24 protein-coding genes are annotated in these 23,864 nt (G+C 70.9%); 15 read left to right on the forward strand and 9 right to left on the reverse strand.

Annotated features, from left to right (window positions below):
- Positions 1–37: 37 nt before the first annotated feature.
- Together ACWEV3_RS04420 and ACWEV3_RS04425 are read left to right on the forward strand one after the other, a co-directional pair.
- Positions 38–1,438 (forward strand): aspartate aminotransferase family protein, encoded by a 1,401-nt coding sequence (locus ACWEV3_RS04420; protein ID WP_452612522.1) that lies wholly within the window; start codon positions 38–40, stop codon positions 1,436–1,438.
- Positions 1,435–2,826, forward strand: a complete 1,392-nt coding sequence (locus ACWEV3_RS04425) for an APC family permease (protein WP_452612523.1) — start codon at positions 1,435–1,437, stop codon at positions 2,824–2,826. Before ACWEV3_RS04420 ends, ACWEV3_RS04425 begins: the two co-directional genes overlap by 4 nt.
- 51 nt (positions 2,827–2,877) lie before the next feature.
- On the opposite strand, the gene ACWEV3_RS04430 is transcribed toward ACWEV3_RS04425, so the two are convergent.
- Entirely contained in the window at positions 2,878–5,913 is a 3,036-nt protein-coding gene (locus tag ACWEV3_RS04430) for an alpha-mannosidase (protein WP_452612524.1), read from the reverse strand.
- Positions 5,914–6,030: 117 nt separating this feature from the next.
- On the opposite strand from ACWEV3_RS04430, the gene ACWEV3_RS04435 reads away from it, so the two are divergent.
- The 3 genes from ACWEV3_RS04435 (at position 6,031) to ACWEV3_RS04445 (ending at position 8,101) form a co-directional block, all read left to right on the forward strand.
- Positions 6,031–6,291 (forward strand): Prokaryotic metallothionein, encoded by a 261-nt coding sequence (locus ACWEV3_RS04435; RefSeq protein ID WP_093267697.1) that lies wholly within the window; start codon positions 6,031–6,033, stop codon positions 6,289–6,291.
- Between the two features lie 571 nt (positions 6,292–6,862).
- Positions 6,863–7,135 carry a hypothetical protein gene (locus ACWEV3_RS04440; protein ID WP_452612525.1) on the forward strand — a complete coding sequence of 91 codons (273 nt, stop codon included), beginning with the start codon at positions 6,863–6,865 and terminating at the stop codon, positions 7,133–7,135.
- A 219-nt stretch (positions 7,136–7,354) separates the two neighbouring features.
- Positions 7,355–8,101 (forward strand): putative protein N(5)-glutamine methyltransferase, encoded by a 747-nt coding sequence (locus ACWEV3_RS04445; protein ID WP_452612526.1) that lies wholly within the window; start codon positions 7,355–7,357, stop codon positions 8,099–8,101.
- 10 nt (positions 8,102–8,111) lie between these two features.
- On the opposite strand, the gene ACWEV3_RS04450 is transcribed toward ACWEV3_RS04445, so the two are convergent.
- Both ACWEV3_RS04450 and ACWEV3_RS04455 read right to left on the reverse strand, forming a co-directional pair.
- Positions 8,112–9,359 carry an MFS transporter gene (locus tag ACWEV3_RS04450; RefSeq protein WP_452612527.1) on the reverse strand — a complete coding sequence of 416 codons (1,248 nt, stop codon included), beginning with the start codon at positions 9,357–9,359 and terminating at the stop codon, positions 8,112–8,114.
- Positions 9,356–9,859 (reverse strand): MarR family winged helix-turn-helix transcriptional regulator, encoded by a 504-nt coding sequence (locus ACWEV3_RS04455; protein WP_452612528.1) that lies wholly within the window; start codon positions 9,857–9,859, stop codon positions 9,356–9,358. The genes ACWEV3_RS04450 and ACWEV3_RS04455 overlap by 4 nt, the downstream gene beginning before the upstream one ends.
- A 77-nt stretch (positions 9,860–9,936) precedes the next feature.
- Between ACWEV3_RS04455 and ACWEV3_RS04460 the strand changes: the two genes are divergently transcribed.
- Together ACWEV3_RS04460 and ACWEV3_RS04465 are read left to right on the forward strand one after the other, a co-directional pair.
- Positions 9,937–10,515 carry a tyrosine-type recombinase/integrase gene (locus ACWEV3_RS04460; protein WP_452612529.1) on the forward strand — a complete coding sequence of 193 codons (579 nt, stop codon included), beginning with the start codon at positions 9,937–9,939 and terminating at the stop codon, positions 10,513–10,515.
- 217 nt (positions 10,516–10,732) lie between these two features.
- Positions 10,733–11,254 carry a hypothetical protein gene (locus ACWEV3_RS04465; RefSeq protein WP_452612530.1) on the forward strand — a complete coding sequence of 174 codons (522 nt, stop codon included), beginning with the start codon at positions 10,733–10,735 and terminating at the stop codon, positions 11,252–11,254.
- A 483-nt stretch (positions 11,255–11,737) separates the two neighbouring features.
- Here ACWEV3_RS04465 and ACWEV3_RS04470 read toward each other — a convergent pair whose 3' ends face one another.
- From ACWEV3_RS04470 to ACWEV3_RS04480, 3 genes are all read right to left on the reverse strand, one after another.
- On the reverse strand, positions 11,738–12,559 hold the full coding sequence (locus ACWEV3_RS04470; protein ID WP_452612531.1) for an SAM-dependent methyltransferase: 822 nt from the start codon (positions 12,557–12,559) through the stop codon (positions 11,738–11,740).
- 445 nt (positions 12,560–13,004) lie between these two features.
- A complete protein-coding gene (locus ACWEV3_RS04475; protein ID WP_452612532.1) occupies positions 13,005–13,535 on the reverse strand; it encodes a gamma carbonic anhydrase family protein in 531 nt (176 codons plus the stop codon).
- Positions 13,532–14,293 (reverse strand): GntR family transcriptional regulator, encoded by a 762-nt coding sequence (locus tag ACWEV3_RS04480; protein ID WP_452612533.1) that lies wholly within the window; start codon positions 14,291–14,293, stop codon positions 13,532–13,534. Before ACWEV3_RS04480 ends, ACWEV3_RS04475 begins: the two co-directional genes overlap by 4 nt.
- Before the next feature lie 184 nt (positions 14,294–14,477).
- On the opposite strand from ACWEV3_RS04480, the gene ACWEV3_RS04485 reads away from it, so the two are divergent.
- The 6 genes from ACWEV3_RS04485 to ACWEV3_RS04510 all read left to right on the forward strand — a co-directional run bounded on the left by ACWEV3_RS04485 (position 14,478) and on the right by ACWEV3_RS04510 (position 20,364).
- Positions 14,478–15,698, forward strand: coding sequence for a CaiB/BaiF CoA transferase family protein (locus ACWEV3_RS04485; RefSeq protein ID WP_452612534.1), 1,221 nt, complete (start codon positions 14,478–14,480; stop codon positions 15,696–15,698).
- Positions 15,699–15,748: 50 nt separating this feature from the next.
- On the forward strand, positions 15,749–16,726 hold the full coding sequence (locus ACWEV3_RS04490; RefSeq protein WP_452612535.1) for a tripartite tricarboxylate transporter substrate binding protein: 978 nt from the start codon (positions 15,749–15,751) through the stop codon (positions 16,724–16,726).
- Positions 16,723–17,208, forward strand: coding sequence for a tripartite tricarboxylate transporter TctB family protein (locus ACWEV3_RS04495; RefSeq protein WP_452612536.1), 486 nt, complete (start codon positions 16,723–16,725; stop codon positions 17,206–17,208). The genes ACWEV3_RS04490 and ACWEV3_RS04495 overlap by 4 nt, the downstream gene beginning before the upstream one ends.
- A 15-nt stretch (positions 17,209–17,223) precedes the next feature.
- Complete coding sequence (locus ACWEV3_RS04500; protein ID WP_452612537.1) at positions 17,224–18,741, forward strand: tripartite tricarboxylate transporter permease; 1,518 nt, start codon at positions 17,224–17,226, stop codon at positions 18,739–18,741.
- Positions 18,734–19,507 carry an enoyl-CoA hydratase/isomerase family protein gene (locus ACWEV3_RS04505; protein ID WP_452612538.1) on the forward strand — a complete coding sequence of 258 codons (774 nt, stop codon included), beginning with the start codon at positions 18,734–18,736 and terminating at the stop codon, positions 19,505–19,507. Before ACWEV3_RS04500 ends, ACWEV3_RS04505 begins: the two co-directional genes overlap by 8 nt.
- Positions 19,508–19,569: 62 nt before the next feature.
- A complete protein-coding gene (locus ACWEV3_RS04510; protein ID WP_452612539.1) occupies positions 19,570–20,364 on the forward strand; it encodes a maleylpyruvate isomerase family mycothiol-dependent enzyme in 795 nt (264 codons plus the stop codon).
- Here ACWEV3_RS04510 and ACWEV3_RS04515 read toward each other — a convergent pair.
- Positions 20,361–21,398 carry a hypothetical protein gene (locus ACWEV3_RS04515; RefSeq protein ID WP_452612540.1) on the reverse strand — a complete coding sequence of 346 codons (1,038 nt, stop codon included), beginning with the start codon at positions 21,396–21,398 and terminating at the stop codon, positions 20,361–20,363. The two genes, ACWEV3_RS04510 and ACWEV3_RS04515, sit on opposite strands and share 4 nt — an antisense overlap.
- 153 nt (positions 21,399–21,551) lie before the next feature.
- On the opposite strand from ACWEV3_RS04515, the gene ACWEV3_RS04520 reads away from it, so the two are divergent.
- The gene (locus ACWEV3_RS04520; RefSeq protein ID WP_452612541.1) at positions 21,552–22,466 is read left to right on the forward strand and encodes an aminoglycoside phosphotransferase family protein; all 915 of its coding nucleotides are present in this window, start codon (positions 21,552–21,554) and stop codon (positions 22,464–22,466) included.
- Between the two features lie 73 nt (positions 22,467–22,539).
- Here the strand turns inward: ACWEV3_RS04520 and ACWEV3_RS04525 are convergent, their stop codons facing one another.
- Together ACWEV3_RS04525 and ACWEV3_RS04530 are read right to left on the reverse strand one after the other, a co-directional pair.
- Positions 22,540–22,773 carry a hypothetical protein gene (locus ACWEV3_RS04525; protein WP_452612542.1) on the reverse strand — a complete coding sequence of 78 codons (234 nt, stop codon included), beginning with the start codon at positions 22,771–22,773 and terminating at the stop codon, positions 22,540–22,542.
- A 96-nt stretch (positions 22,774–22,869) separates the two neighbouring features.
- Positions 22,870–23,415 (reverse strand): DUF1697 domain-containing protein, encoded by a 546-nt coding sequence (locus tag ACWEV3_RS04530; protein ID WP_452612543.1) that lies wholly within the window; start codon positions 23,413–23,415, stop codon positions 22,870–22,872.
- A gap of 60 nt (positions 23,416–23,475) precedes the next feature.
- On the opposite strand from ACWEV3_RS04530, the gene ACWEV3_RS04535 reads away from it, so the two are divergent.
- A complete protein-coding gene (locus ACWEV3_RS04535; RefSeq protein WP_452612544.1) occupies positions 23,476–23,862 on the forward strand; it encodes a hypothetical protein in 387 nt (128 codons plus the stop codon).
- Positions 23,863–23,864 lie beyond the last annotated feature (2 nt).

Here is a 23,864-nt window from a genome sequence, read left to right on the forward strand (position 1 = left end):
CATCGAACCCCGAACACCGACAACTCTAGGGAGCACCATGTCCGCGGAGACGAGCACGACCGCCACCGTTGAAGAGCTGGCGAAGCGCCACCTGGTCATGAACTTCACCTCGGCGGCGAAGTACCGGAACGAGAGCCTGCCGATCTTCGTCCGCGGCGAGGGCTGCTACGTCTACGACGAATCGGGCAAGCGCTACTTCGACGGGCTGGCCGGGCTGTTCTGCACCCAGCTGGGCTACTCGCACGGAGCCGAGGTCGGCGAGGCCGTCGCCCGGCAGATGAGCGAACTGCCCTTCCAGACCACCTGGAGCGTCGCGCACCCGCCCGCGGCGAAGCTGGCCGCCGAACTGGCCGCGCTCGCCCCCGGCGACCTGAACCGGGTGTTCCTGACCTCCAGCGGCTCGGAGTCCAACGAGGCCGCGATCAAGCTGGCCCGGCAGTACCACATCAGCCGGGGCGAGCACGCTCGCCGGAAGTTCATCGCCCGCCGGGTCGCTTACCACGGCACCAGCTTCGGCGCCATGTCCCTCAACGGCATGGTGCAGGTGCGCAAGATGTTCGAGCCGCTCATGTCCGGCGTCCGGCACGTGTCCAACACCAAGCGGTACCGCCGCCCCGGTCAGGAGACCGAGGCGGAGTTCACCGCTTTCCTGCTGACCGAGCTCGAATCGCTGGTCCTGCAGGAGGGCGCGGACACCATCGCCGCCATCATCATGGAGCCGCTGCAGAACGCCGGCGGGAGCCTCACCCCGCCCGAGGGCTACTTCCGGGGCGTGCGCGAACTCTGCGACCGGCACGGGATCCTGCTGATCGCCGACGAGGTCATCACCGGGTTCGGCAGGCTCGGCGAGTGGTTCGGCTCGATCCACTACGGTTTCCAGCCCGACATCATCACCTTCGCCAAGGGGATCGCCTCGGCCTACGTGCCGCTGGGCGGTCTGATCGCCGCCGACCGGGTCATCGAGACCGTCCTGGACGGACCGGCCGGCATGTACAACCACGCGCTCACCTACAGCGGGCACCCGGTCGCCTGCGCCGCGGCGCTGGCCAACCTGGAGATCATGCGCCGACTGGACGTGCGGGGCAACGTCAAGGCCACCAGCGCGACGTTCGCCGCCGAACTCGAACGGCTCCGCGAGAACCCGATCGTGGGCGACATCCGCGGCGACGGCTACCACCGCAGCCTGGAGCTGGTCACCGACAAGGCCACGAAGTCCTGGGCCTCGGAACGGCTCGACGCCACCGAGTTCGTCGACCAGCACCTGACCCCGGCCGCCGCCGAGGCTGGCGTGCTGTGCCGGCTCGCCGTCGACTCCGAGGGCAACCCGCTGCTGCAGCTCTCCCCTCCGCTGATCGCCGACGCCGCAGCCATCGGCGAACTGGTCGGGCTGGTCGAGCAGGCGCTCAACAAGGCCGTCGCGTCGGGTGGACTCCGGTGAGCGGGCACGACAGTCGCGCCGAGGCAGCCCGGCCCGCGACGGCACCGGCCGGCACCCATCCGGCCGGTGAGCACGGGCTCAAACGCGTGCTCGGGCTGCCCTCGCTGTTCCTCTTCGGGCTGGCCTACATGGTCCCGCTCGCGGCCTTCACCACCTACGGGATCGCGACCGACGTGACCCGCGGACACCTGCCCACCGCGTTCATCGTCACCCTGGCCGCGATGACGTTCACCGCGCTGGGCTACGCGAACATGGTGCGCGCCTACCCCGTGGCCGGCTCCGCCTACACCTACACGCAGCAGACCTTCGGCCCTGCCACGGGTTTCCTCACCGGCTGGGCGCTGCTGCTGGACTACATCTTCCTGCCCACGATCAGCTACATCGTCATCGGGCTCTACCTGGGGATCGCCATCCCGGCGGTGCCCGGATGGGTCTGGGTGCTGCTGGCGATCGCCGTCGTCACCGGGCTGAACACCCTCGGCATCAAACTGGTGACCGGCATGAACATGGTGCTGGTGGGCGCGCAGGGGGTGTTCATCGCGACGTTCCTGGCGATGAGCTACCTGACCGTGTCCAGGCGCTCGGCACCGGCGGACCTGGTGGCGCCGTTCTACAACGCGGACTTCTCGCTCACCGCGGTCGTCGCCGGATCGGCCATCCTCTGCTTGTCGTTCCTGGGATTCGACGCGATCTCCACGCTCTCCGAGGAGGCCCGGGAGCCGCAGAAGACGATCCCGACAGCGATCATCCTGTGCACGGTCTTCTGCGGACTGCTGTTCGTCCTCATGTCCTGGGTGGGCCACCTGGTCCACCCCGACTGGCGGACCTTCACCGATCCCGACTCGGCCTCGGTCGAGGTGATGGTCAGCGCCGGCGGCGATTTCCTGGCGGCGTTCTTCACCGCCGCCTACGTCGCGGCCTGCTTCGCCTCGGCCATGGCGGCGCAAAGCGCGGTGTCCCGGATCCTGTTCTCCATGGGGCGTGACGGCGCGCTGCCCAGGCGCGTCTTCGCCCGCATCCACCCGAGGTACCGGACCCCGCACCTGGCCACCCTGGCGGTGGGCGCGGTGTCCCTGCTGGCCTGCGTCATGTCGCTGGACCAGGCCGCCGCCCTGGTGAGCTTCGGCGCCCTGATCGCCTTCACCTTCGTCAACCTGAGCGTCATCAAGCACTACGCGATCGGCCAGGGCAGGCGCCGGGGCGCGGACTTCCTCCGCTACGTGCTCACCCCGGGGATCGGTGTGGCGCTGACCGTGTGGCTGTGGACGTCGCTGTCGCCGCTGACCTTCGTCATCGGCCTGAGCTGGGTGGCGGTCGGCTTCCTGCAACTGCTCCGGCTCACCCGCGGCTTCAAGCGGCCGGCCCCCACCATGGGCCACGAGCCGTGACCCCCGCCGGTGGCCCCGCGTTCTGAACGCGGGGCCACCACGCCGGGTGGTTCACGCGCCGGCGGGGCGGGCGAAGCGCAGGGTCCGGATTTCGAAGGGCCGCAGCCGCAGGTCGAATGCGTCGGTGGTGGCGTCGGGTTCGGCGAGCGGCCGTTCGAGGAGGTCGGTGCGGGTGACCGAGGTGGCCGGGAAGGAGGTGGTCAGCCGGGCGCGGGCGCGGGCGCCGCGCGATTCGTAGAGGCGGACCACGAGGTCTCCGCTGCGGTCGTCGGCGAGCTTGACCGCTTCGACGACGACGGCGTCGTTGTCCACGGCCACCAGGGGCGCGACGGGCCGCGAGCCGTTGATGGTGCGTTCGGGCAGGTTGATGCGGTAGCCCTCGCGGGCGGCGTCGCCGATGTCCGCCCCGACGACCAGGGCGTAGCGCAGGTGGTGGCGGCCGTGGTCGGTGTCGGGGTCCGGGAAGCGGGGCGCGCGCAGCAGGGACAGGCGCACGGTGGTGGTCGTGCCGCCGCCGGGGCGGGTGTCGCGGGTGACGTCGTGCCCGTAGGTGGCGTCGTTGACCAGGGCGTGGCCGTAGCCGGGTTCGGCGACGTGCAGGAACCGGTGGGCGCAGATCTCGAACTTGGCGGCATCCCACGAGGTGTTGCTGTGGGTGGGGCGCATGACGTGGCCGAACTGGGTTTCCGCGGCGGAGCGGTCGGCGTGCACGTCCAGCGGGAAGGCCGCTTTGAGGAGCTTCTCGGTTTCGTGCCAGTCGATGTCGGTGTCGATGTCGACGCGGCGGGCGTCGGCGGCGAGCCCGATGCGCTGCTCCACTGTGGACTTGCCGAAGCGGCGGCGGATGCGGACGATGCCGTTGTCGAGGTCCAGCTCGTCGAGCTCGGTGAGGTCGCGGGTGTGGTGCCGGTAGAAGGCGTCGAGGTCCCAGGCGTCCCAGGCGTTGGGGTGGTCGGCGTGCAGCTGCAGCAGGTTCGCGGGGCCGGCCAGCGCCTCGCGTTCGGCGGCGTGGTCGTAGACGGAGGTCAGCAGCCCGCGGTGGTCGATGGTGACGCGCAGCAGGCCGTTGTCGAGGGTGGTGGTGCCGTCGGGGTGGCGGGTGGCCGTCGCCGCGGCGGTGGTGTTCGCGGTGGCCGCGCCGAGGGCGGGGACGCCGTTGCGGGCGTGCGGGGTGGCGTTGAAGGTCAGCGGCCCGGCGGGGTCACCGGCCAGGGCGCGCAGCGCGCCGGTGATGATCGCTTCGAGCTCGGTGGCGACGCGGGCGTAGGCGGCTTCGGCCTCGCGGTGCACCCAGGAGATCGAGGAGCCGGGCAGGATGTCGTGGAACTGGTGCAGCAGCACCTGCTTCCACAGCCGGTCCAGCGCGTCGTGCGGGTAGTCGCGGCCGGTGGCGATGGCGGCGGTGGCGCACCACAGTTCGGCTTCGCGCAGCAGGTGTTCGCTGCGGCGGTTGCCCTGTTTCGTCTTGGCCTGCGAGGTATAGGTGCCGCGGTGCATCTCCAGGTACAGCTCGCCGGACCAGACCGCGGGGCCGGCGTGGTCGGCTTCGGCGGCGGTGAAGAACTCCTCGGGGGTTTCCAGGCGGACGCGCGGGGAGCCTTCGAGGTCGGCGGTGCGGTAGGCGCGGGCGAGCATTTCACGGGTGGGTCCTCCCCCGCCGTCGCCGTGGCCGAAGGGCAGCAGGGAGCGGGTGGCGTAGCCGTGCTCGGCGAAGTTGTCGGTGGCGTGGGCGAGTTCGGCGCCGCTGATCTCGGAGTTGTAGGTGTCGGCGGGCGGGAAGTGGGTGAACACCCGGGTGCCGTCGATGCCTTCCCACCAGAAGGTGTGGTGCGGGAACTTGTTGGTCTGGTTCCAGGAAATCTTCTGGGTGAGGAACCACCGCGAGCCGGACTGGGCGACGAGCTGCGGCAGCGCGGCGCTGTAGCCGAAGGAGTCGGGCAGCCACACCTCGCGGGTTTCGATGCCGAACTCCTCCAGGTAGAAGCGCTTGCCGTGGACGAACTGGCGGGCCATGGCCTCGCCGCCGGGCATGTTGGTGTCGGCTTCCACCCACATGCCGCCGACCGGCACGAACTGCCCGGTGTGCACGAAGGTGCGGACGCGGTCGTAGAGCTGGTGGTGGTGCTCCTTGATCCAGGCCAGCTGCTGGGCCTGCGACATGGCGAAGTGGAAGTCGGGGTGCTCGGCCATCAGGGCGGTGACGTTGGCGACGGTGCGGGCGACCTTGCGGACGGTTTCGCGCAGCGGCCACAGCCAGGCGGAGTCGATGTGGGCGTGGCCGACGGCGGAGATCACGTGGGAGCTGGGGTGCGCGGGCCGGGCGAGGACCTCGGCGAGTTCGTCGCGGGCTGCGGGTGCGGTGCCGGTGATGTCGTGCAGGTCGAGGCGGTCGAGCATGCGTTCCAGGGCGCGGAGGATCTCGTGTCGGCGCGGTGAGTCCGCGGGGAGTTGCCGCATGAGCTGGTCGAGGACCTCGGCGTCCTGGACGAGTTGCCACACGGGTTCGTCGAGGACGGCGAGGTCGGCGCGGCGCAGCCGGTACAGCGGTGGGGTCGCGGTGGTGGGTTTGGTGCCGAGGTCGGTGGGCCGGAATCCGTGGTCCCCGAGGATGATCGGGTTGGCGGCGGCTTCGACGTACCAGGTGCGGTGCCGGCCGGCGGAGTTGCGGCCGGCGGGCAGGTGGGTGTTGCGGGGGTTGAGGCCTTTGATGGGGGTGCCGTCGGCGCTGTGGGCGAGACCTTCGCACTGGAATCCGGGGCGGTCGGCGTCGAAGCCGAGGTCGACCACGACTTCGACGGTGCGGCCGTCCCAGTGCGGCGGGATGGTGGCGGCCAGGCGGAACCAGCTGGTACCCCAGGCGGGTCCCCAGGCTTCGCCGATGCCGGCGGGGACGTAGTCGGCGCGCAGGGCCTCGGCGACGGGCACGGGTTCGCCGGGCGCGTGCCAGACGGCGATGTCGCAGGGCAGCGTTTCGGCGTAGTAGGCGGGTCGCAGGCGTTCGGCCAGCACCCGGTCGAGGCGCTGTTCGACGATGCGGCGGTCGTCGTGCATGTGCTCCCCCGATGCGCTCGGTGTGATCGCGATCATGCTGGCACATCTCCGGGGCGGGTGGGCAGCTGCGAATCGGGTGGTGGCGCGGTTGCCGACCCATCGGTAGGGACGCATCCTGCGGGTGTCCACCCGTCGGCGTGGAAAGGCGACGTCATGGCGACCTGCGAAGTCTGCGGCAACGACTACTGGATGACCTTCGAGGTGCACACCGTGGGCGGCGGGGTGCACACCTTCGACTGCTTCGAATGCGCTGCGCAGCGGCTCGCGCCGCAGTGCGAGCACTGCGGGACCCGGATCCTCGGGCACGGCGTGGAAGCCAGTGGCCGGTTCTTCTGCTGTGCGCATTGCGCGCGGCAGTCGGACATGGCCATGGCCGGGGAGCTGCGCGACACCGTCGGTGCACATCCCGGTTGATGGTCCACCCGGGGCATGCACGCAGCGTCGGCAAAGCCCAACGGACATGCCCCTATCGATGGATAAGCACCCTATCTGAATCTTCGTTACCAATACGTTATGAATTGCGAGAAACACGTGGGCTACCTGCGACGACATGGCGGGTGAGACGGCTTCTTCCCGCCTGGTTCGCGCCGGTTGTCGCGTCCGGGATTTGACAACGGGGCGAAGCACCGTCGACTCATCCCCTCGAAGTTAGTGGAGGACGCCCCGATGGCAGGTCTGGTTCGCTGGCTGGGCGGCATGGCACGTGAGATGCAGCGGGCCCGCATGGTGATGCGGAACCCTGCGTCGAGCGGCCAAGCCCGGCGCTGACGTCCGTCAGTACCCAACCCTGCCCGGCCGCTTGCCGGGCGCGGTCGAGGCATCGGTCCGGCGGCCACGCGCCGCGACGCAATACCGGGGCAACCAACAACCGGGCGACTGATGCCGGAACCTGCTGAAGACACTGGTGCCGTGGCCGGCCGGCCACGGCACCAGTGCGTTTCGGGCGCGATCAGGGCGCCCAGCCGACGACCGGCCGTGCATCTACGTGCTCGACGGGGCCCTCACTGTGGAGTTCGACGGGCGGATCCACACCGCGACCCGGGGGCAGTTCGTGCGCCTGCCGCACGGCGTTCCACACGCACTGCGGCCGGGGTCCACGCCGCCGCCGCGCGTGCTGCAGATCTCCGCCCCGGGCGGGTGGGAGTGCTTCGTCGAGGACCTGATCGAGGCCCGGGCCCAGGTGAGCTCCGGTGGTCGGCTGGATCCCGCCGCGCTCAACGCCATCGCCGCGAAGTACCGGATCACCTACGAGGAATGAGCTCCAGTCGTCCGATGTGGACTGCCGGGTGGCGGGCGGGCCCGCCCCGGGCTGCTGCTAGTGTTGCCGCATCGTGCGAGACCGAGGAGGTGAGACCCATTACCGCTGTTGCAGGCCGGGTGCTCTCCTTCCGCCGCCGTGACCGGCGTCGCTGAGAGCGCTCGTGGTCACCGAAAGGCACTTCTCATTCCTGTGTTGTCATCATCTTTCTCCGCTGTTGTGAGCAGCCTGCGCGCTGCTGGTTGCGTGTTCGCCGAGGACGAGGCGCGGCTGCTGCTGTCGGTGGCCGCCGATCCGGCCGAGCTTTCCGGCATGGTGCAGCGCCGGGTCGATGGCCTGCCGCTGGAGCAGGTGCTGGGCTGGGCGGAGTTCTGCGGTCTGCGCATCGCCGTGGATCCCGGGGTGTTCGTTCCCCGTCGCCGCACCGAGTTCCTCGTCGAGCAGGCCGCCGCGCTGGCCCGGCCGCGCTCGGTCGTGGTCGACCTGTGCTGCGGCTCGGGTGCGGTCGGCGCCGCGCTTGCCGCGCGGCTTCCGGTGGAGTTGTACGCCGCGGACGTGGATCCCGCGGCGGTGCGCTGCGCGCGCCGCAACATCACCGGTGAGGTCTTCGAAGGCGACCTCTACCGGGCGCTTCCGGTGGCGTTGCGGGGCCGCATCGAGGTCCTGGTCGTCAATGCCCCCTACGTGCCCTCCGGCGAGGTCGATCTGATGCCCCCGGAGGCGCGGCTGCACGAGCCGCAGGTGGCGCTGGACGGCGGCGCCGACGGCCTGGACGTCCAACGCCGGGTGGCGGCCGCGGCGCCGCAGTGGCTCGCGCCAGGCGGGCACCTGCTGATCGAGACCAGCCGCCGCCAGGCACCGCACACCGCGGAGCTCTTCGCGGATGCCGGGCTGGTCCCGAGCGTGGCCGGTTGCGAAGAGCTGGACGCCACGGTCGTGGCGGGCGCCAACCCCGCGGCGCCGTAGCGTTTTCCGGCTACCGGCCGGGCAGCTCCGGGGCAGTGTTCTCGAATCGGCGCAGGGACGTGTTCGTCAGCGCGAGCACGACGATGCCGACGACGCAGAGCGCTCCGCCCGAGAAGGCCGCGAACGCCGCCGATGTCGCGTCGGCGACCAGGCCGCCCCGGAAGTTGCCCAGGTCGGGGCCGGAGACGCCGACGATGTGGTCCACGGCGCTGACCCGGCCGCGGTGCGAGTCCGGCGTCGCCAGCTGCACGATCGCCCCGCGCGTGATCACCGAGGTGGTGTCGGCCGCGCCGGCCGCGGCGAGGCAGGTCAGCGCCAGCCACAGCGGCTGCGCCAGGCCGAATCCGGCCAGTGCCAGGCCCCACGCACCGGCCGCGGCCAGCATGACCGCGCCCGGCCGGCGGGCGCGGGTCACCATGCCGGAGGCGGCGCCCGCGGCGAGTCCGCCGACGGCGACCGCGGAGAAGAACAGCCCGAGGGTTTCCGGGCGCCCGCCGAAGCGCTCGGCGTTGATCAGCGGGAACAGCGCCATCGGCATGGCCGTCACGGTCGCGAGGACGTCGCTGAGCAGCGCGCCGTGCAGCAGGGGTTTACCGGTGATGAACCGCCAGCCTTCCCAGATCGCCCGGGCCCCGGGACGAGCGGTCTCCCCTTGCGGTCGCATGGCGGGTAGCCGCAGCACGCCGTAGAGCGCGGCGGCGAAGGTCAGCGCGTCAAGCAGGTAGCAGGCGCCCACGCCCCACTGGGCCACCACCACGCCCGCGATGGCGGGGCCGATCAGCATGGCGGCCTGGAAGGCGAGGTTGGTCAGGGCGATGCCCGCGCCGACCTGGCCGGCGGGCAGCAGGCGCACCACGAATGTCTTGCGGGCGGGCGCGCCCAGTCCGCCGCCGGCCGTCTGCAGCGCCGTGAGCGCGAGCAGCCCCCACATCGAGGCGACGCTGGAGGAGGCGTGCACAGCGAGCAGTCCGGCGGCCAGCAGCTGGATGACGGTCGTGAGCAGCACCAGGCGCCGGCGGTCGACGGCGTCGGCCAGCGCCCCGCCGAGCAGCCCGAAGACGACCATCGCGGCGGACTGGACGAGGCCGATCGCGCCCACCGCGAGGGGGCTGCCGGTGAGCTCCCACATCTGGAAGAGCACCGCGACCACCGTCAGCTGCCCGCCCAGGGCGGAGAGGGCGTTTCCCGCCCACAGGCGGCGGAAGGCGGCGCTGGTGCGCAGCGGCCGGGTGTCGAGCAGCCGGTCCGCCAGGCTCACGGAGACTGGTCCGCCGACAGCTGGAGGTGGTGGGCGATCCGGTCGTGGAACGAGCGCCGCGCCAGGGCCTCCGCCAGGTCCCGGACCACTTCGCTGAGCGGGTGCGGCAGTTCGCCTTCCAGCTCGCGCACGGCCTCTTCGGTGGCCCGCCACTCGGCTTCCAGCAGCGGAAGGAGCGCGTGTGCGCGTTTGGTCAGCGTCACCTGGCGGGTGCGTGCGTCGGTGCCCGCGATGCTGCGCACCAGTCCTTCGCGGCGCATGGCGCTCACGGTCTGGCTCATCGCCGAGTGGGTCACGTCCAGGGCGTCGGCGAGTTCGCGGATGGTCATGGCGCCGCGGTGGCCGAGGCGGATCAGGGGCATGACGAACCGCGGGCGGATGCTCTCCAGGCTCCGCTGCCGGTACAGGCGGCCGATCTCGTCATCCATGTCGCCCAGCAGGCGGCGCAGCGGCTGCCAGACGCTTTCTTCCTCGGTCGGGTCAGGACCCCCAGTCGTCACCCGGCCGACTGTAACAGTGCTTATGTAAGTGCTGTTGCTCTTTTCGGGGAGAGATCCCGGAAGCCGGGTACGTCTACTTGCGCGACCGGAGGAGGACATCCGAGCTGGCCTCGATCAACCTCGCCGACTACCACCGGTCCGCTCCGGGTGCGAAAGCGCAGCTGCTGGTCCACAACAAGGGCGGCGACGAAACCTGGGTCGGCGTCCCGGTCGCCGTCGACGACTGGCTGGCCCACCGAGTCTCGGCCACCGTGGCCAGGCCCGGCGAGGCCGGCGGCCGCCTGGAGCAGCCGATGTTCGTCACCGCCACCGGCGCGCGGGTCCACGAGAAGCACGTCTCCGCGGTCATCACCCGGATCGTGGAGACGTTCACCCCACACCCGGACAAGCCACCACGGGAGCGGTGGAAGCTGAACCTGCTGGCCAGCATCGATGGAGTGGCGATCAGCGCCCAGCTCGCGTCCCTGAAGGGCCAAGCCACTCCGCACCGGTTCCGGCACTCCTACGGCACCCACGGCGAGCGCCAGGGCGTGCCGATCCGGCAAATCCAACGGGACCTCAACCACGCCAGCGTTGCCACCACCGAGGGCTACATCGACGACGGGCACATCGCCGAACTCCAGGTCGGCGAAGACAGAGAAGGTACGGGTGCGTGAGCAACCTCCCGGCGTACTGGACGTCCCACCAACGCCAAGACCCTGACTGGCACACCGGGCGGGACCACGGATCCAGATCCACTGACCATCGAATGACGTCTGCCTACTCGCACGGGTTCTCGCCCGGTTGATCGCTTCGGGTGATGACCGGTTCCTGCTGGCACCAAGTCCGGGAATCCCGGTCCCCGGCCGTTCCGGTTGGGAGATCATTCGTGGGGTGTCTCCCGATTCCGATGCGGTGAAGTGGCTCGTCGTCGTGGCGACCCTGGTCCAGACGGTCACCACGGTCGCCCAGGCCCAGCAGCGCCAGCAGGCTGACGGGTCCGCCGCGGTACCGATGACCAGCACGCTCAAGCTGGCGCTGGTGTCCTCGGTGCTCAGCACACTGTGGCTGGTGGGGTTCCGCTATCTGCACGAACGTCACACGGTAGAGGGAGTGGTCCTCTACACGATCCGCGACGAGTTCGAGAAAGCGAAGCCCCTGCAGGCGCTGTTACTCATCGGCGCGGCGTTTCTCCCCGGTCTCGGGTGTTGGGCGGTTGTGTCGATCACCAAGGCGATGGTCATCAGCGACCTGGACATGTCGCGGATCTTCGTTTATGTCGTGGCGCTGGTCGCCAGCATCGTGAGTTTGTTCGTCGCCGTCGCCCAGACATACGCCGCCTCCTGGGACGACCCCGCGTTATGGATAGTGATGGTTTGCGGTGCCCTAGCCGGGCTCGACACGGAGAAGGAGTAGCGGGGGCCGTCGATCTCGGGCCACCCGGTCGGCGTCTGGAAGGGGCAGGAACCGAATTCGGCTGAAACGGGCCTCGTGCTGGTCACGACGGCCGCCCATCTCGACCACTGTAGACAGTATGGGTGCTGGGACCTGTGCAAACAGCCCCACAAGGCCCGCTCCTGGCGTACGGCGGGGACTCGTCGACACCGGCGGTCAAGGCTTGGGAGTGTGGCGCACCCGGTCTGAGGCCGAGGAGTACGTACGCGAGCAGACCGCGGACAACCCGGCCGGCGCGGCCGCCGGAGGAGACCCAGGTCGAGTGGTGCGCGTTCCACGACGAGCAACGCGTCTCCCGTGGCCGTCCGGAGGCTCCGCTGGTGGTGCTCATCGCCGAGTTCTGGGCCGCACCACGGTCGTTGTGACCCACCGGCGCCAACTCGTGGGCTTACCTTGGCTGCATCCCGGCAAGGGGCAGCGCCGGTGTACGCCGCAGACCTCGTGTCAGGGCACTCGCGCGACCGCGCCGTAGCCGAGCGGTCTGGCCACGTCGTCCAGTTCATTCGGGTCCTGGGTGTGCCACTCGGGCAGAGTGACCAGGCCCGGGTCGACCAGGTCGAGGCCGTCGAACCAGGACAGGATCTCGGCGTGGTCGCGCGGGTACACGGGTTCGCCGGCTGCCTCGTACGCGCCGCGCAGCAGTTCCATCTCGGCACGCAGCGCCGGCGAGGCGTGTTCGGCGGTCAGGGTGGATACGGCGACCAGCGAGCCGGGCGCGAGGCGTTGCTGGTAGGCGTGGATCAGCTCGGCTGGTTGCGGGTCCTTGAGGTACAGCAGCACGCCGACGACGAGGAGTCCGACCGGTTGGCTGAAGTCGAGCAGCCGGCGGGTGTCCGGGTGGTCGAGCACCGCGGGCAGGTCGCGCATGTCGGCCTGGATGATCGTCGTCGTGTCCGCCCCTCCCAGTACGTGCTGGGCGTGGTGGTAGGCCACCGGTTCGTTGTCGACGTAGACCACGCGGGCCGGGACGCCGGCGGATTCGGCGACCTGGTGGGTGTTGCCGACTGTGGGGATGCCGGAGCCGAGGTCGAGGAACTGGCGGATGCCCCGGTCGAGGCAGTAGCGCACGGCGCGACGCAGGAAAGACCGGTTCAGCCGGGTCACGGCCGGGATGCTTGGCGCGATGGCCAGCACTTGGTCGGCGAACTCGCGGTCGGCGGCGAAGTTGTGCGAACCGCCGAGGAAGTAGTCGTAGGCGCGGGCCGCGCTCGGCTGGTTGGTGTCCACGGTCGCCGGCAAGTCGGGCACGGGGTCCAAGATCGACATGGTGGGGCTCCCTCATGGTTCCGGTGGGTGCTCGTTCGGCAGCGCATGGACATGCAACCGACCGTCCCGACCCCAGGTCGCCGTGGGGTGGCGGGTGAAGAAGTCATACACCCCGCCATGATCACAGCTCCGGCCGAGTTCGTGGACCTCACGATCCTGATCATCGGTCATGCCGGGCACGCTCTCCGGCGATCTCGACCTCAGCAGCCGCGCACTCGACCCCGGAACCGGCTCGCAGCCAGCGCTTTTGAGCTAGCCGTTGGTTTTCCGGCGCCTGCTACCGGGGGGCCGTCGAGACGAACAGCGAGAACTGGTGCACGGTCGGGCGGGTCGTTCAACTCCGCGACGGGCCACGGCGAACGCAGGGGTCACGCCGTCGGTGATGCCGCCGCCGCGCGCCGGAAGCGGGCCGCCCTGCCGGAAGGGGCGGCCCGCTTCGGCGGGGTCAGGCGAGGGCTTCGCGGTGCTTGGCGGCCAGCGTGACGTAGTGCTCGGCGGAGAGCTTGAGGCGGGCCTGTTCTTCTTCGGTGAGTTCGCGGCGGACCTTGCCCGGGGTGCCGGCGACCATCGAGCCCGGCGGGATCTCGGTGCCTTCCAGGACCACGGCGCCGGCCGCGATCAGCGATCCGGCGCCGATGCGGGCGCCGTTGAGCACCACGGCGCCCATGCCGATCAGGCAGTCGTCTTCCACGGTGCAGCCGTGCAGGACCGCTTTGTGACCGACGGTGACGCCGGTGCCGATCTCGGCCGGGAAGCCGGGGTCGGCGTGCACGACGCAGCCGTCCTGGATGTTGCTGCGGGTGCCGACGCTGATGTTCTCCTGGTCGCCGCGCAGCACGGCGTTGTACCAGACGCTCGCGCCGGCGGCCAGGCGCACGCGGCCGATGAGCGCGGCGCCGGGCGCGACGAACACGTCGGCGTCGAGCTGCGGGGCGATCCCGTCGATGGTCAGCGTGTGCGAGGGGCCTGAACTCACATTTCCTCCTGTTTCTCCCGCTGCCGCCGCAACCACTGCAGCGCCACATCGGTGTGTCCGTCCACTTTGGTCTCGATGCCGTCGAGGAAGGTGCGGTCGCCGTGCTCGGCGAGTTCGGTGAGCACCGACTCGGGGTCGCCGGCCTCGATGACCGACAGCAGCCGCCGGTGGCGGGCCACGTCCTCGGCGAGGCTCTCGCGGCCCTGGCGGGCTTTCCGGTTCAGCGCCATGGACAGCATCATCTGCAGTTGCAGCGACCGGTAGGCGTCTTCGAGGCGCTGGTGCCCGGACAGGCCGACGACCGACAGGTGGAACTCGAAGGAGCATTCCATGAATGCCGGTTCGTCTCCGGTGCCCGCGGCGTCGTCCATCCGCTGCAGGGCCTGCCGGCAGCGGCGCAGCCGGGCGGGTTCGGTGACCGGCACGCCCAGGCGCACCGCGAGGCGTTCGAATTCGGCGCGCAGGGTGCAGATCTCGTAGATGTCGTGCAGCGTCAGCGGGGTCACGATCACGCCTTTGCGCGGCACCTGCCGCACGAGGCCTTCGCGTTCGAGCACCCGCAGCGCTTCCCGCAGCGGTGGCCGGCTGATGCCCAGCTCGTGGGTCAGCCGGTTCTCCACGATGCGCTGCCCGCACAGCAGGTCACCGCCGATGATCATGCGGCGCAGCGTCGCGGCGGCCAGCTCCACCAGGCTCGGTGGGCCGACGATGCTCGGGGCCCGGCGGGTCGCGGGGCTGTCTTCAACGGATCCGGTCACGTCCAGCAGTCTTCCCTTCCCGGGCCCGGTTCCGGCGCGCTTTCGCGCCGGTGCCGCGGCGCTGGTCCGCTCGGGGCAACCTCGTGGGGCAAAGCTTGTCAGCTCCGTTCTGCCTGCTGTAGACAAAAGTCAGGTGATGCCGATCACGGTATCCGGTTTCCGCCCGGATTTCTTGGAGCCGCGCATGACTTCTCCCCCAGATTCCCGATCCCCCGCCCCGCTGCACGGGGTGCGCGTGGTGGAGATCGGCGCGTTCATGGCCGCGCCGTTCGCGACGATGCAACTGGCCGACCTCGGTGCCGACGTCATCAAGGTGGAAAACCCCGCCGGCGGTGACCCGGTGCGCCAGACCGGGCCGTTCCTCGACGGCCACAGCTCCCCGTTCGTGCGGCTCAACCGCAACAAGCGGTCGGTGGCGCTGGATCTGAAGACCGACGAAGGGCGGCGGCTGCTGTGGTCGCTGCTGGACACCGCGGACGTGCTGGTGGAGAACCTGCGGCCGGGCGCGCTGTCCGCACTGGGCTTCGGCTACGACGCCGTGCACGCCCGCAGCCCCCGGCTGGTGTACGTGTCGGCATCGGGGTGGGGGCAGGACGGGCCGCTGGCCACGCAGCCCGGGCTGGACATCATGGCGCAGGCCCGCGCAGGGCTGATGAGCATCACCGGCCCACCCGGCGGGGAGCCGGCCAAGGTCGGGGTGCCGATGTGCGACCTGGTGTGCGGGCTGTACTCGGCGATGGGCGCGATGGCCGCGCTGCGGGCCCGCGAGCACACCGGCGAGGGCCAGCACGTGGACGTGTCGCTGTACGAGGCGGGGGTGTCGTTCGCGGTGTGGGAGGCCGGGAACTACTTCGCCACCGGCGAAGTCGGCCGCGCGCACGGTTCGGCGCACCAGAACAGCGCCCCCTACCAGGCGGTGCGCAGCAAGGACGGCTGGGTGACCGTCGGGGCCACCACGACGAAGACCTGGCCGGCGTTCTGCCACGCCCTCGGGCTCGCCGAACTGCTCGACGACGACCGCTACACCAGTTCCTACGACCGCTACCACCACCGCGACAGCCTCATCGCGGCCATCGAGGTGGCCACCGCATCGCGCACCACCGCGGAGATCGTCGACGTGCTGGTGGCCGCGGGGGTGCCGTGCGCACCGATCGCGACCATGGACCGGGTGTTCACCGACGATCACCTCGGCCAGCGCGGATTCTTCTGGGACGCGCCACATCCGCAGCTCGGCGAGGTGCGGCAGATCGGTTCGCCGATGCGGATGTCGGCGACCCCGGCGCGCCGCGGCCCGGCCGGGCCGGTGCTGGGCGCGCACACCGCGGAGGTCCTGGCCGAGGTCGGTGCCGGTGCCCAGGAGCTGGAGCGGTTGCGCGAGTCCGGGGTCATCGCCACCGGCGAGTAAATCCCCTACTTCTTCCCTTTTTTCGCGACGCAGCTCAAGGAGGAGCAGCGATGCGCGTGTTGTTGCGGGGTCGCGGCGTGCTGGCCGCGTTGTGCGCGGCGGTGCTGCTGGGCGGGTGCGCCACCGGCAGCGCCGGACAGGAAGGTTCCGGTGGGCCGCGGCCGGCGGGGAACGTGACGATGGTGGTGCCCTTCGCCGCCGGTGGCGGCAGCGACATCGCGGGCCGCGCGATGGCCGACGGGCTCGCCGGCGTGGAGCCCGGGCTGCGGGTCAACGTCGACAACCGGGAGGGCGGGCAGGGCGCGGTCGGCTACTCCTACTTCCTGGCCAAGGCGGGTTCGCCGGACTACCTGCTGGCCACCGAGACGTCGCTGCTGTCGCTGCCGTTGAGCGTCGACGTGGCGTTCTCCTACCGCAGCTTCACGCCGATCATGAAGATCGGCGATGACTACACGCTGCTGGTGGCGCTGCCGGGATCGCCGATCACCAGTTGCGCGGACGCGGTGGCGCAAAGCCGCGGGCGGCGGGTGCTGGCCGGGATCTCCGGTGCGGTGGGCCCGGATGCGGTGGTGTTCTCGCAGATGGAGCGGGTGGCCGGCGCTGATTTCGACACCGTGCCCTACGAGGGCGGCGGGGAAACGCTGGCGGCGGTGCTCGGCGGGCAGGTGGAGCTGGCGTCGCTGAACCCCAGCGAGGTCGTCGGCCAGCTGCGGGCCGGGCAGCTCAAGGCGCTGTGCGTGTTCGCCGACCAGCGCTACACCTATCCGGAGCTCGCGGGGATCCCGACGTCGGTGGAGCAGGGCGTGCCGGTGTCCTTCGCGCAGTTCCGCGGCATGATCGCGCCGGGCGGGCTCAACCCGCAGGCCGCCGAGTACTGGATCGGGGTGGCCCGCCGCTTCGCCGACTCCCCCGCCTACGCCGAGTACGTCGAATCGGAGTTCCTGCAGCCGCGGCTGGCCTTCGGCGAGGAGTTCACCGCGTACCTGCGGGACAACGAGGGGCTGCTGGCGCAGGTGGTGCGGCGATGAGCGGGCAGCGGTCGCCGCAGGTGGCGGTCTTCGGCGGACTCGCGCTGGTGGGCACGGGTTTCGCGGTCAGCGCAGTCGGTTACGGGGTGATGCTGCCGGAGTCGCGGATCGGGCCGGGGTTCCTGCCGCTGGCAGCGGGCGGTCTGCTGGCGGTGTTCTCGGTGCTGCTGATGGTCGAGCAGCTGCGCCGGGCGGCCCCGGCCGCCCCGGAGGGCGGCACCGATGACTTCGGGCGAACACCGGCGCAGAGGATGTGGATCCTGCGGCGGGTGTTCGCGCTGTTGCCCGCGGCGCTGCTGGTGGTGCCGCTGGTGGGCATGGTCACCGCGTTCGGGCTGCTGGTGCTGGTGATCTCCACCTGGCTGGAGCGGCGCAGGGTGCTGCCCGCGCTGGCGCTGTCGGCGGTGTCGGCGGCGGCGATGCACGTGATCTTCGCGGTGGTGCTGCGGGTACCGCTGCCCACCGGCTTGTTCGGCTTCTGAGAACCGGAGGCACAAGTGATCGACAACTTGTTGCTGGGTTTATCCACTGCTCTTACGCCGACGAACCTGTTGTGGTGCTTCGTCGGCGTCGTGCTGGGGACCGTGATCGGGTTGCTGCCCGGGCTGGGTTCCAGCACCGGGGTGGCGATCCTGATCCCGCTGACGCTGACCGTGGAGCCGGTCACCGCGCTGATCATGCTGGCCGGGATCTACTACGGCTCGCAGTACGGCGGCACGATCACCTCGGTGCTGCTGTCCACGCCGGGCGAGGCGGCCAGCGTCGTGACCACTTTGGACGGTTATCAGATGGCGCGGCAGGGCCGAGCGGGCGCGGCGCTGGCCATTGCGGCGATCGGGTCGTTCGCCGCGGCGATCCTGTCGCTGGTGCTGCTGGCCGCGCTCGCGCCGCCGTTCGCGCAGTTCGCGTTGCGGTTCGGGCCGCCGGAGAACCTGGCGGTGATGGTGCTGGCCCTGGTGACGATGGTCGTGCTGTCGACCGGTTCGAAGCTGCGGGCCGCGGCGATGGCCTGCGCCGGGGTGCTGCTGGCGTGCGTGGGAATCGACGCGGGCACCGGCGAGGCCCGCTACACCTTCGGCAGCATCGAACTGCTGTCGGGCATCCCCTACATCGAGGTGGTCATCGGGTTGTTCGCCGTCGGCGAGGTGCTGTACCAGATCCGGGTGGGGGCGGCGACGCCGATCCGCGCGCGGTTCCGGGATCTGGTGATCCGCCGCCGCGACATCCGGGACTCGGCCGGCGCGATCGGCCGGGGCAGCGCGATCGGGTTCCTGCTGGGCACGCTGCCGGGCGCCGGGTCGACGCTGGCGTCGTTCCTGGCCTACGGGCTGGAGAAGCGGGTTTCCCGCAACGCCGCGCAGTTCGGGCACGGCGCGATCCAGGGCGTCGCGGCACCGGAGAGCGCCAACAACGCCGCCGCGAACGCCAACTTCATCCCGACGCTGACGCTGGGCATCCCGGGTGGTGCGACCACGGCGGTGCTGCTGGGCGCGCTGACGGTTTACGGGGTGCAACCGGGCCCGCTGCTGTTCGAGGAGCAGCCGGAGCTGGTGTGGGGCCTGCTGGTGTCGTTCTTCATCGGCAACGTGATCCTGCTGGTGCTCAACCTGCCGTTGGCGCCGGTGTTCGCGCAGCTGCTGCGCATCCCCTACGCCTACCTGTACCCGTTGATCCTGTTCACCAGCTTCGTCGGGGCCTACGCCATCGACAACAACGTCTTCAGCGCGTGGCTGGTGCTGATCTTCGGCGTCATCGGCTACGGCATGAAGCGCTACGAGCTGCCGATGGCGCCGCTGGTGGTCGGGGTGGTCATCGGGGCGTTGTTCGAGAAGGCGCTGGTGCAGTCCTCCGCGCTGCTGGACGGCAATCTGTGGCTGGTGCTGACCAAGCCGATCGCGGTGGTGATCCTGGCGCTGGCGGCAGTGCTGCTGGCCGGCCCGGCACTCGCCCGCCGCGCCCGGGTGTTCCTCCGGCGCGCCGCGCCGGATCGGTCCGAAGAGGAGTCGCATGTCTGACGAGTTGCTGGTGGCCCGCGAGGGGGCCGTGCTGCAGGTGACGTTCAACCGGCCGCGGCAGCGCAACGCGATGAGCTGGGAGATGTACGACGGGCTGGTCGCCGCGTGCGAGGCGGCCGACGCCGATGACGGCATCCGGGTGCTGGTGCTGCGCGGCGCCGGGGACGAGGCGTTCGTGGCCGGCACCGACATCGCGCAGTTCACCGGGTTCACCTCCGGCGAGGACGGGGTGGCCTACGAGCAGCGGATGGAGGCGGTGCTGGAGCGGTTGGAGACCACCAGGGTGCCCACGGTCGCGGCGATCTCCGGGTTCTGCGTGGGTGCGGGCATCGCGTTGGCGGCGGCGTGCGACATCCGGGTGTCGACGACGACGGGCCGGTTCGGGGTACCGGTGGCGCGGACGCTGGGCAACTGCCTGGCGATGAACACCTATTCGCTGCTGGTGTTCCACCTGGGGCCGGCGCGGGCGAAGGACATGCTGTTGCGGGCGCGGATGTTCAGCGCCGACGAGGCGCATGCGGCGGGATTCGTCGCGCAGTTGTGCGACGTCGGTGAGCTGGCGGAGACCGTGGCGGGTGTGGCCGAACGGCTGGCGCAGCACGCGCCGTTGACGATGTGGGCGAGCAAGGAGGCGGTGCGCCGGCTGCGGATGGCGAACCTGCCCGACGGCGACGACCTGGTGCGCACCGTGTTCGGCAGCGAGGACTTCCGCAACGGGGTGCGCGCTTTCCTGGACAAGACCCCGCACCGCTGGACCGGCCACTGAGGGTCGCGGGCGGCACCCGGGGGTATCCGGGGGTTGTCCGAGATCGAGCGAGGGGGTGGATCATGACCACCATCGTGCGGGCCCATGATGTGGCGCGAACCGAGCATGCGCACGCGGCGGAGGTGCTGCGCCCGGAGGTCGAGGCGATGCGGGCGCTGCTGGGCGAGTTGTCGGCCGAGGAGTGGCTGATGACCACCGACTGCCCGCGCTGGAGCGTGCGCGACGTCGTCGCCCACGTGCTCGGCAACGCCGAAGTCGCGCTCGCCCCGGATCTCCTGGTGCTGCGGGCGCGGGAAGGCGCGTTGCGGTATCCGCGGCTGTACCGGCTGGATGCGATGAACGAGATGGCGGTGGACGCGTGGCGGGATCGGCAGGCTGGCGAGCTGGCGGCCGAATTCGCACCGTTGTGGCGGCAAGTGATCCGGGCGCTGCCGGGCATGACGGAGTCGGTGCGCGGCCAGACGTTCGACACCGGTTATCCGGGGATGCTGCCGGTGGCGATGGGTTACGTGGTGGATGTGGTGCTCGCCCGCGACATGTGGATGCACCGCGTCGACATCTGCCGGGCGACCGGGCGGGCGTTCACCGCGCACGAGCACGATCGCGGCGTGGTCGAGCAGGTCCTGCGGGATCTCGACGATGCGTGGACCGGGCCGCCGCTGGTGCTGGAGCTCACCGGTGTGGTCTCCGGTGGCTGGCAGATCGGGGCGGATGCGCCCGTGGCGACCGTGCGCGGTGATGCCATCGGTGTGCTGCGCATGTTCTCCGGCCGCGTCGAGCCGCAGCCGGACCTGATCGTGGAGCACGGTGACAGCGCGGTGCTGGGCGCGCTTCGCGACGCGCGGGTGCCGTTCTAGTAGGTGCCGGCCAGTGGTGCGCCCACCTGCACGTCGAGGTACGTCACGTGGTCGGCCCCGTCGACGGGGCCCCGGCGCGCGTCGACGATCACGACGGTCCCGGCCACGATCCCGGCGAAGCTGGTTCCGGAGCGGCGGCAGTCCTCGATGCGGTCGGTGACCGCGCCGCGCACTCCCTCGGTCAGGAACGTCAGCCCACGCGGGAACTCCTGGCTGAGCAGATGCCGTTGCCGACCGTCTTCGATCCAGCTGCCGATGCCGAACTGGGCCGAGACGATCTGGTCGCCGCGCAGCGAGACCCGGAAATAACCGTTGGACTGGACGCGGTTGCAGGACTGCTGCGGCGGGTAGTAGCAGTCGTATCCGCCGGCCCGCAGGTCATCGACGGCGGAACTCATCGTCGTCGCGTAGTGCTCGGCGCCGGAGGGCCAGCGGCGAACCGAGGTGTCGCGGGCGGTGACGACCAGCCCGTCCACGGCGGACAGCAGGTAGTCGGCGTGCTCGTCCCGCCATGCCGTCCGCGGCACCTCGGTGGTGTCGCGGCGCTGCGCGCGATCGCGTTCGAATTCGTCGGTCTCCTGCCGGATGCGGTCACCGGCGCCGGGCCAGATCGCGGACAGCACCGGCACCGCGGCGGCCGTGACCTGATCATCGTCGCCGGGGGCCGTGTCGGGCAGCGGGAACCACGCCCACGCGAGCCGGTCGTCGCGGTCCAGGAGGAACTGCGCCACCTGCGGGACGACCGCATCCGTGGCGTCGCGGCGGCCGACCCGGCACCACAGGGCACGCCCGTCCGCGTTGGCCCGGACCTGCACGCAGAACCAGCCGGCGTCGGTCAACGGGCCAGTGACCGACGCGGCGGTGCCGCCGGGCACGATCGGTTCGGCCTTCGAGCTCTCCCCCGCCGCGTCGTGTTCGTACACCCCGGCCGGCGGCAACGCGGGCGGCTCGGCCGGCACGGTGCACCCGGTCAACGCGACCGCGCCCAGCATGAGGCCCAGCCAGGGCGCGGCGAGCGTGCGTGATCGGCGCATGGGCTCATCCAAGCAGGCGGCAGAGCCCGTCTGGAGAAATGGTCGGGCTGCTGCGCGCAGCGACTAGAGTGGTCGTCGTGCTTTGACGTGTTCGCGGCCCGCCCCGGACTCCTTCGTCCACGTGTTCACCGATGACGAAGGAGTGTTTCGACGATGTCTTCTGCTGTGGTGGTTCCGGCCGCGCTCGCGGCGACCCACCGCGCCAGCTCCCGCGGATCCGGCTGGATCGATAGGCTTCCCGCGCTGGCCGAGCAGCGACTGGCGGCGTGGCGGCTGCGCCCGGATGGCGCCGCCCGGCACGGCATGGTGGCACTGGTGCTGCCGGTCGTGCGCGCCGATGGCAGCACCGCGGTGCTGAAATTGCAGCCGGTCACCGAGGACACCGCCGGTGAGCCGGTGGGGCTGCGGACGTGGGACGGGCGGGGCGCGGTGCGGCTGCTGGAGCACGATCCGGATTCGGGCAGCATGCTGCTGGAACGGCTCGCGACCACCTCGTTGTCCAGTGTGGACGATGATGTGGCGGCGGCGCGGATCCTGGCCGGGCTGCTGGCGCGATTGAGCGCCGTGCCCGCGCCGCCCGGCGTGCGGCGGCTGTCGGACATCGCGGCCACCATGCTCACCAACGTGCCCGCCGCGTGCGCGCGACTGTCCGATCCGGCGCAACGGCGGCTGCTGGCGCACTGCGCGGGCGTGGTCGAGGAGTTGCGCGGCGAGGCGGGCGACCGGCTGCTGCACTGGGACCTGCATTACGACAACGTGCTTGCCGCGCAACGGGAACCGTGGCTGGCCATCGACCCGCAGCCGCTGGCCGGTGACCCGTGCTTCGAACTGATGCCGGCGTTGCACAACCGGTGGGACGACGTGGTGGCCACCGGCGACGTGGCCGCGGCGGTGCGGCGGCGCTTCGAAGCGATGATCGAGGTGATGGGCCTGGATCGGCAGCGCGCGGCGGGCTGGACGCTGGGGCGGGCGCTGCAGAACTGCCTGTGGGACATCGAGGACGGCGAAACCGAGCTGAACGACGTGCAGGTCGCCGTCGCCGAGGCGCTGATCGGCTGGGGACCGTGACCATCCGGGCGGACCGGATCAGCCACTGTGGACAACCGGTCGAGCGGTGTTCACCGCCGGGCTTCCGCGCGGGTCAGGGGGCGGCGAGCAGGAACCTGCCGATGACGGCCCGGCTCGTCCCGGGCCGGACTGGAAGCGCTTGCGCCGGGCGTGGACGTGCCCACGGGCACGGTGCGGATCGGTTCGGGAAGCCACGCACCGACGTAGTCCTCACATCGCCGCCGCGCAGCTGGTTCAGCGACTGCCGGGTGACGACCTGCGCGAGGTAGGCGCGCGGGTTCGCCACGTCACGCAGGCGCCCAGCCATCGCACATCTCCTCTCGCTGCGGTGCTGCCAATCCCTGGGACACCGCGCGAGGTCCGGCCGTGACACGAGGCCGCTGCACGCTGGGCCACACCCGGTTCAGGCTCGCTGCCGGGCGAGTCCGGCCAGCGCGGTGACCGTCTTCCAGTTGCGGGCGGTGACGCCGACCCCGAGCCGCTTCTCCAGGTAGACGGCGGTGAGCTTGCTCCGGCCCGCTCCGGCCGGGAAGTGCAGGTAGAGCTCGCGTCCGGCCAGGTGGAGTTCTTCGGGCGCGCCGTCGGGCACGGTCAGTTGCGCGGCCCGGCCGGCGTCGGGTTCGGCGGTCAGGAACCCGACGTGCAGCTTGGCGTGGTCGGGCTGCACTTCCTGGAAGGGGTGGTGCGCGGCGATGCCGGTGATCTCGGTGCCGGTGCGCCCCAGGACCTGGGTGTCCACGCCGAGTTCGACGGCCAGCCGCTGCCGCAGGTCCGCCGACAGCGCCTCGGGGTCGGTGCGACCGGAGGTGAAGACGACGTTGCCGCTCTGCAGGTACGTCGCGACGTCACCGTGCCCGGCCGCGGTGACCAGGTCGCGGAGGTCGGCCATGGCAACGCGGCCGCGGCCGGCGAGGTTCACGGCGCGCAGCAGTGCGATGTAGGTGTGCACGACGGGAATCGTGCCATCCTCCGGCGGGTTCCGACGGGCCTGCTCCTAAGATGATCACCCATGGTCGTCCCTTCCTCAGCCCCGCTCCCGGTCGTCACGATCGGGGACATCGTGTGCACCCCGACAGAGGTCATGACGCCCTCGGGAACGGCACCGGTGGGCGAGGTGGCGTGGACGTTCACCGACATGAGCCGCACGACCCGCACGATCCCGGCGTGGGCGATCGTGCTGTGCGTGCTGTTCATCTTCTTCTGCTTCCTGGGGCTGTTGTTCCTGCTTGCGAAGGAGGAACGCACCGAGGGATGGGTGCAGGTCGGCGTGCAGGGGCCGCGGCTGCTGCACTTCACGCAGATCGCGGTGACCTCGCCGATGGCGGTCGCCGACCTCAACGCGCGCGTGAACACGGCGCGGGCGGTGTCGTTCCAGGCAGGGCAGCAGTCCAACTAACG

Source organism: Saccharopolyspora sp. NPDC003752 (genome assembly GCF_053605825.1).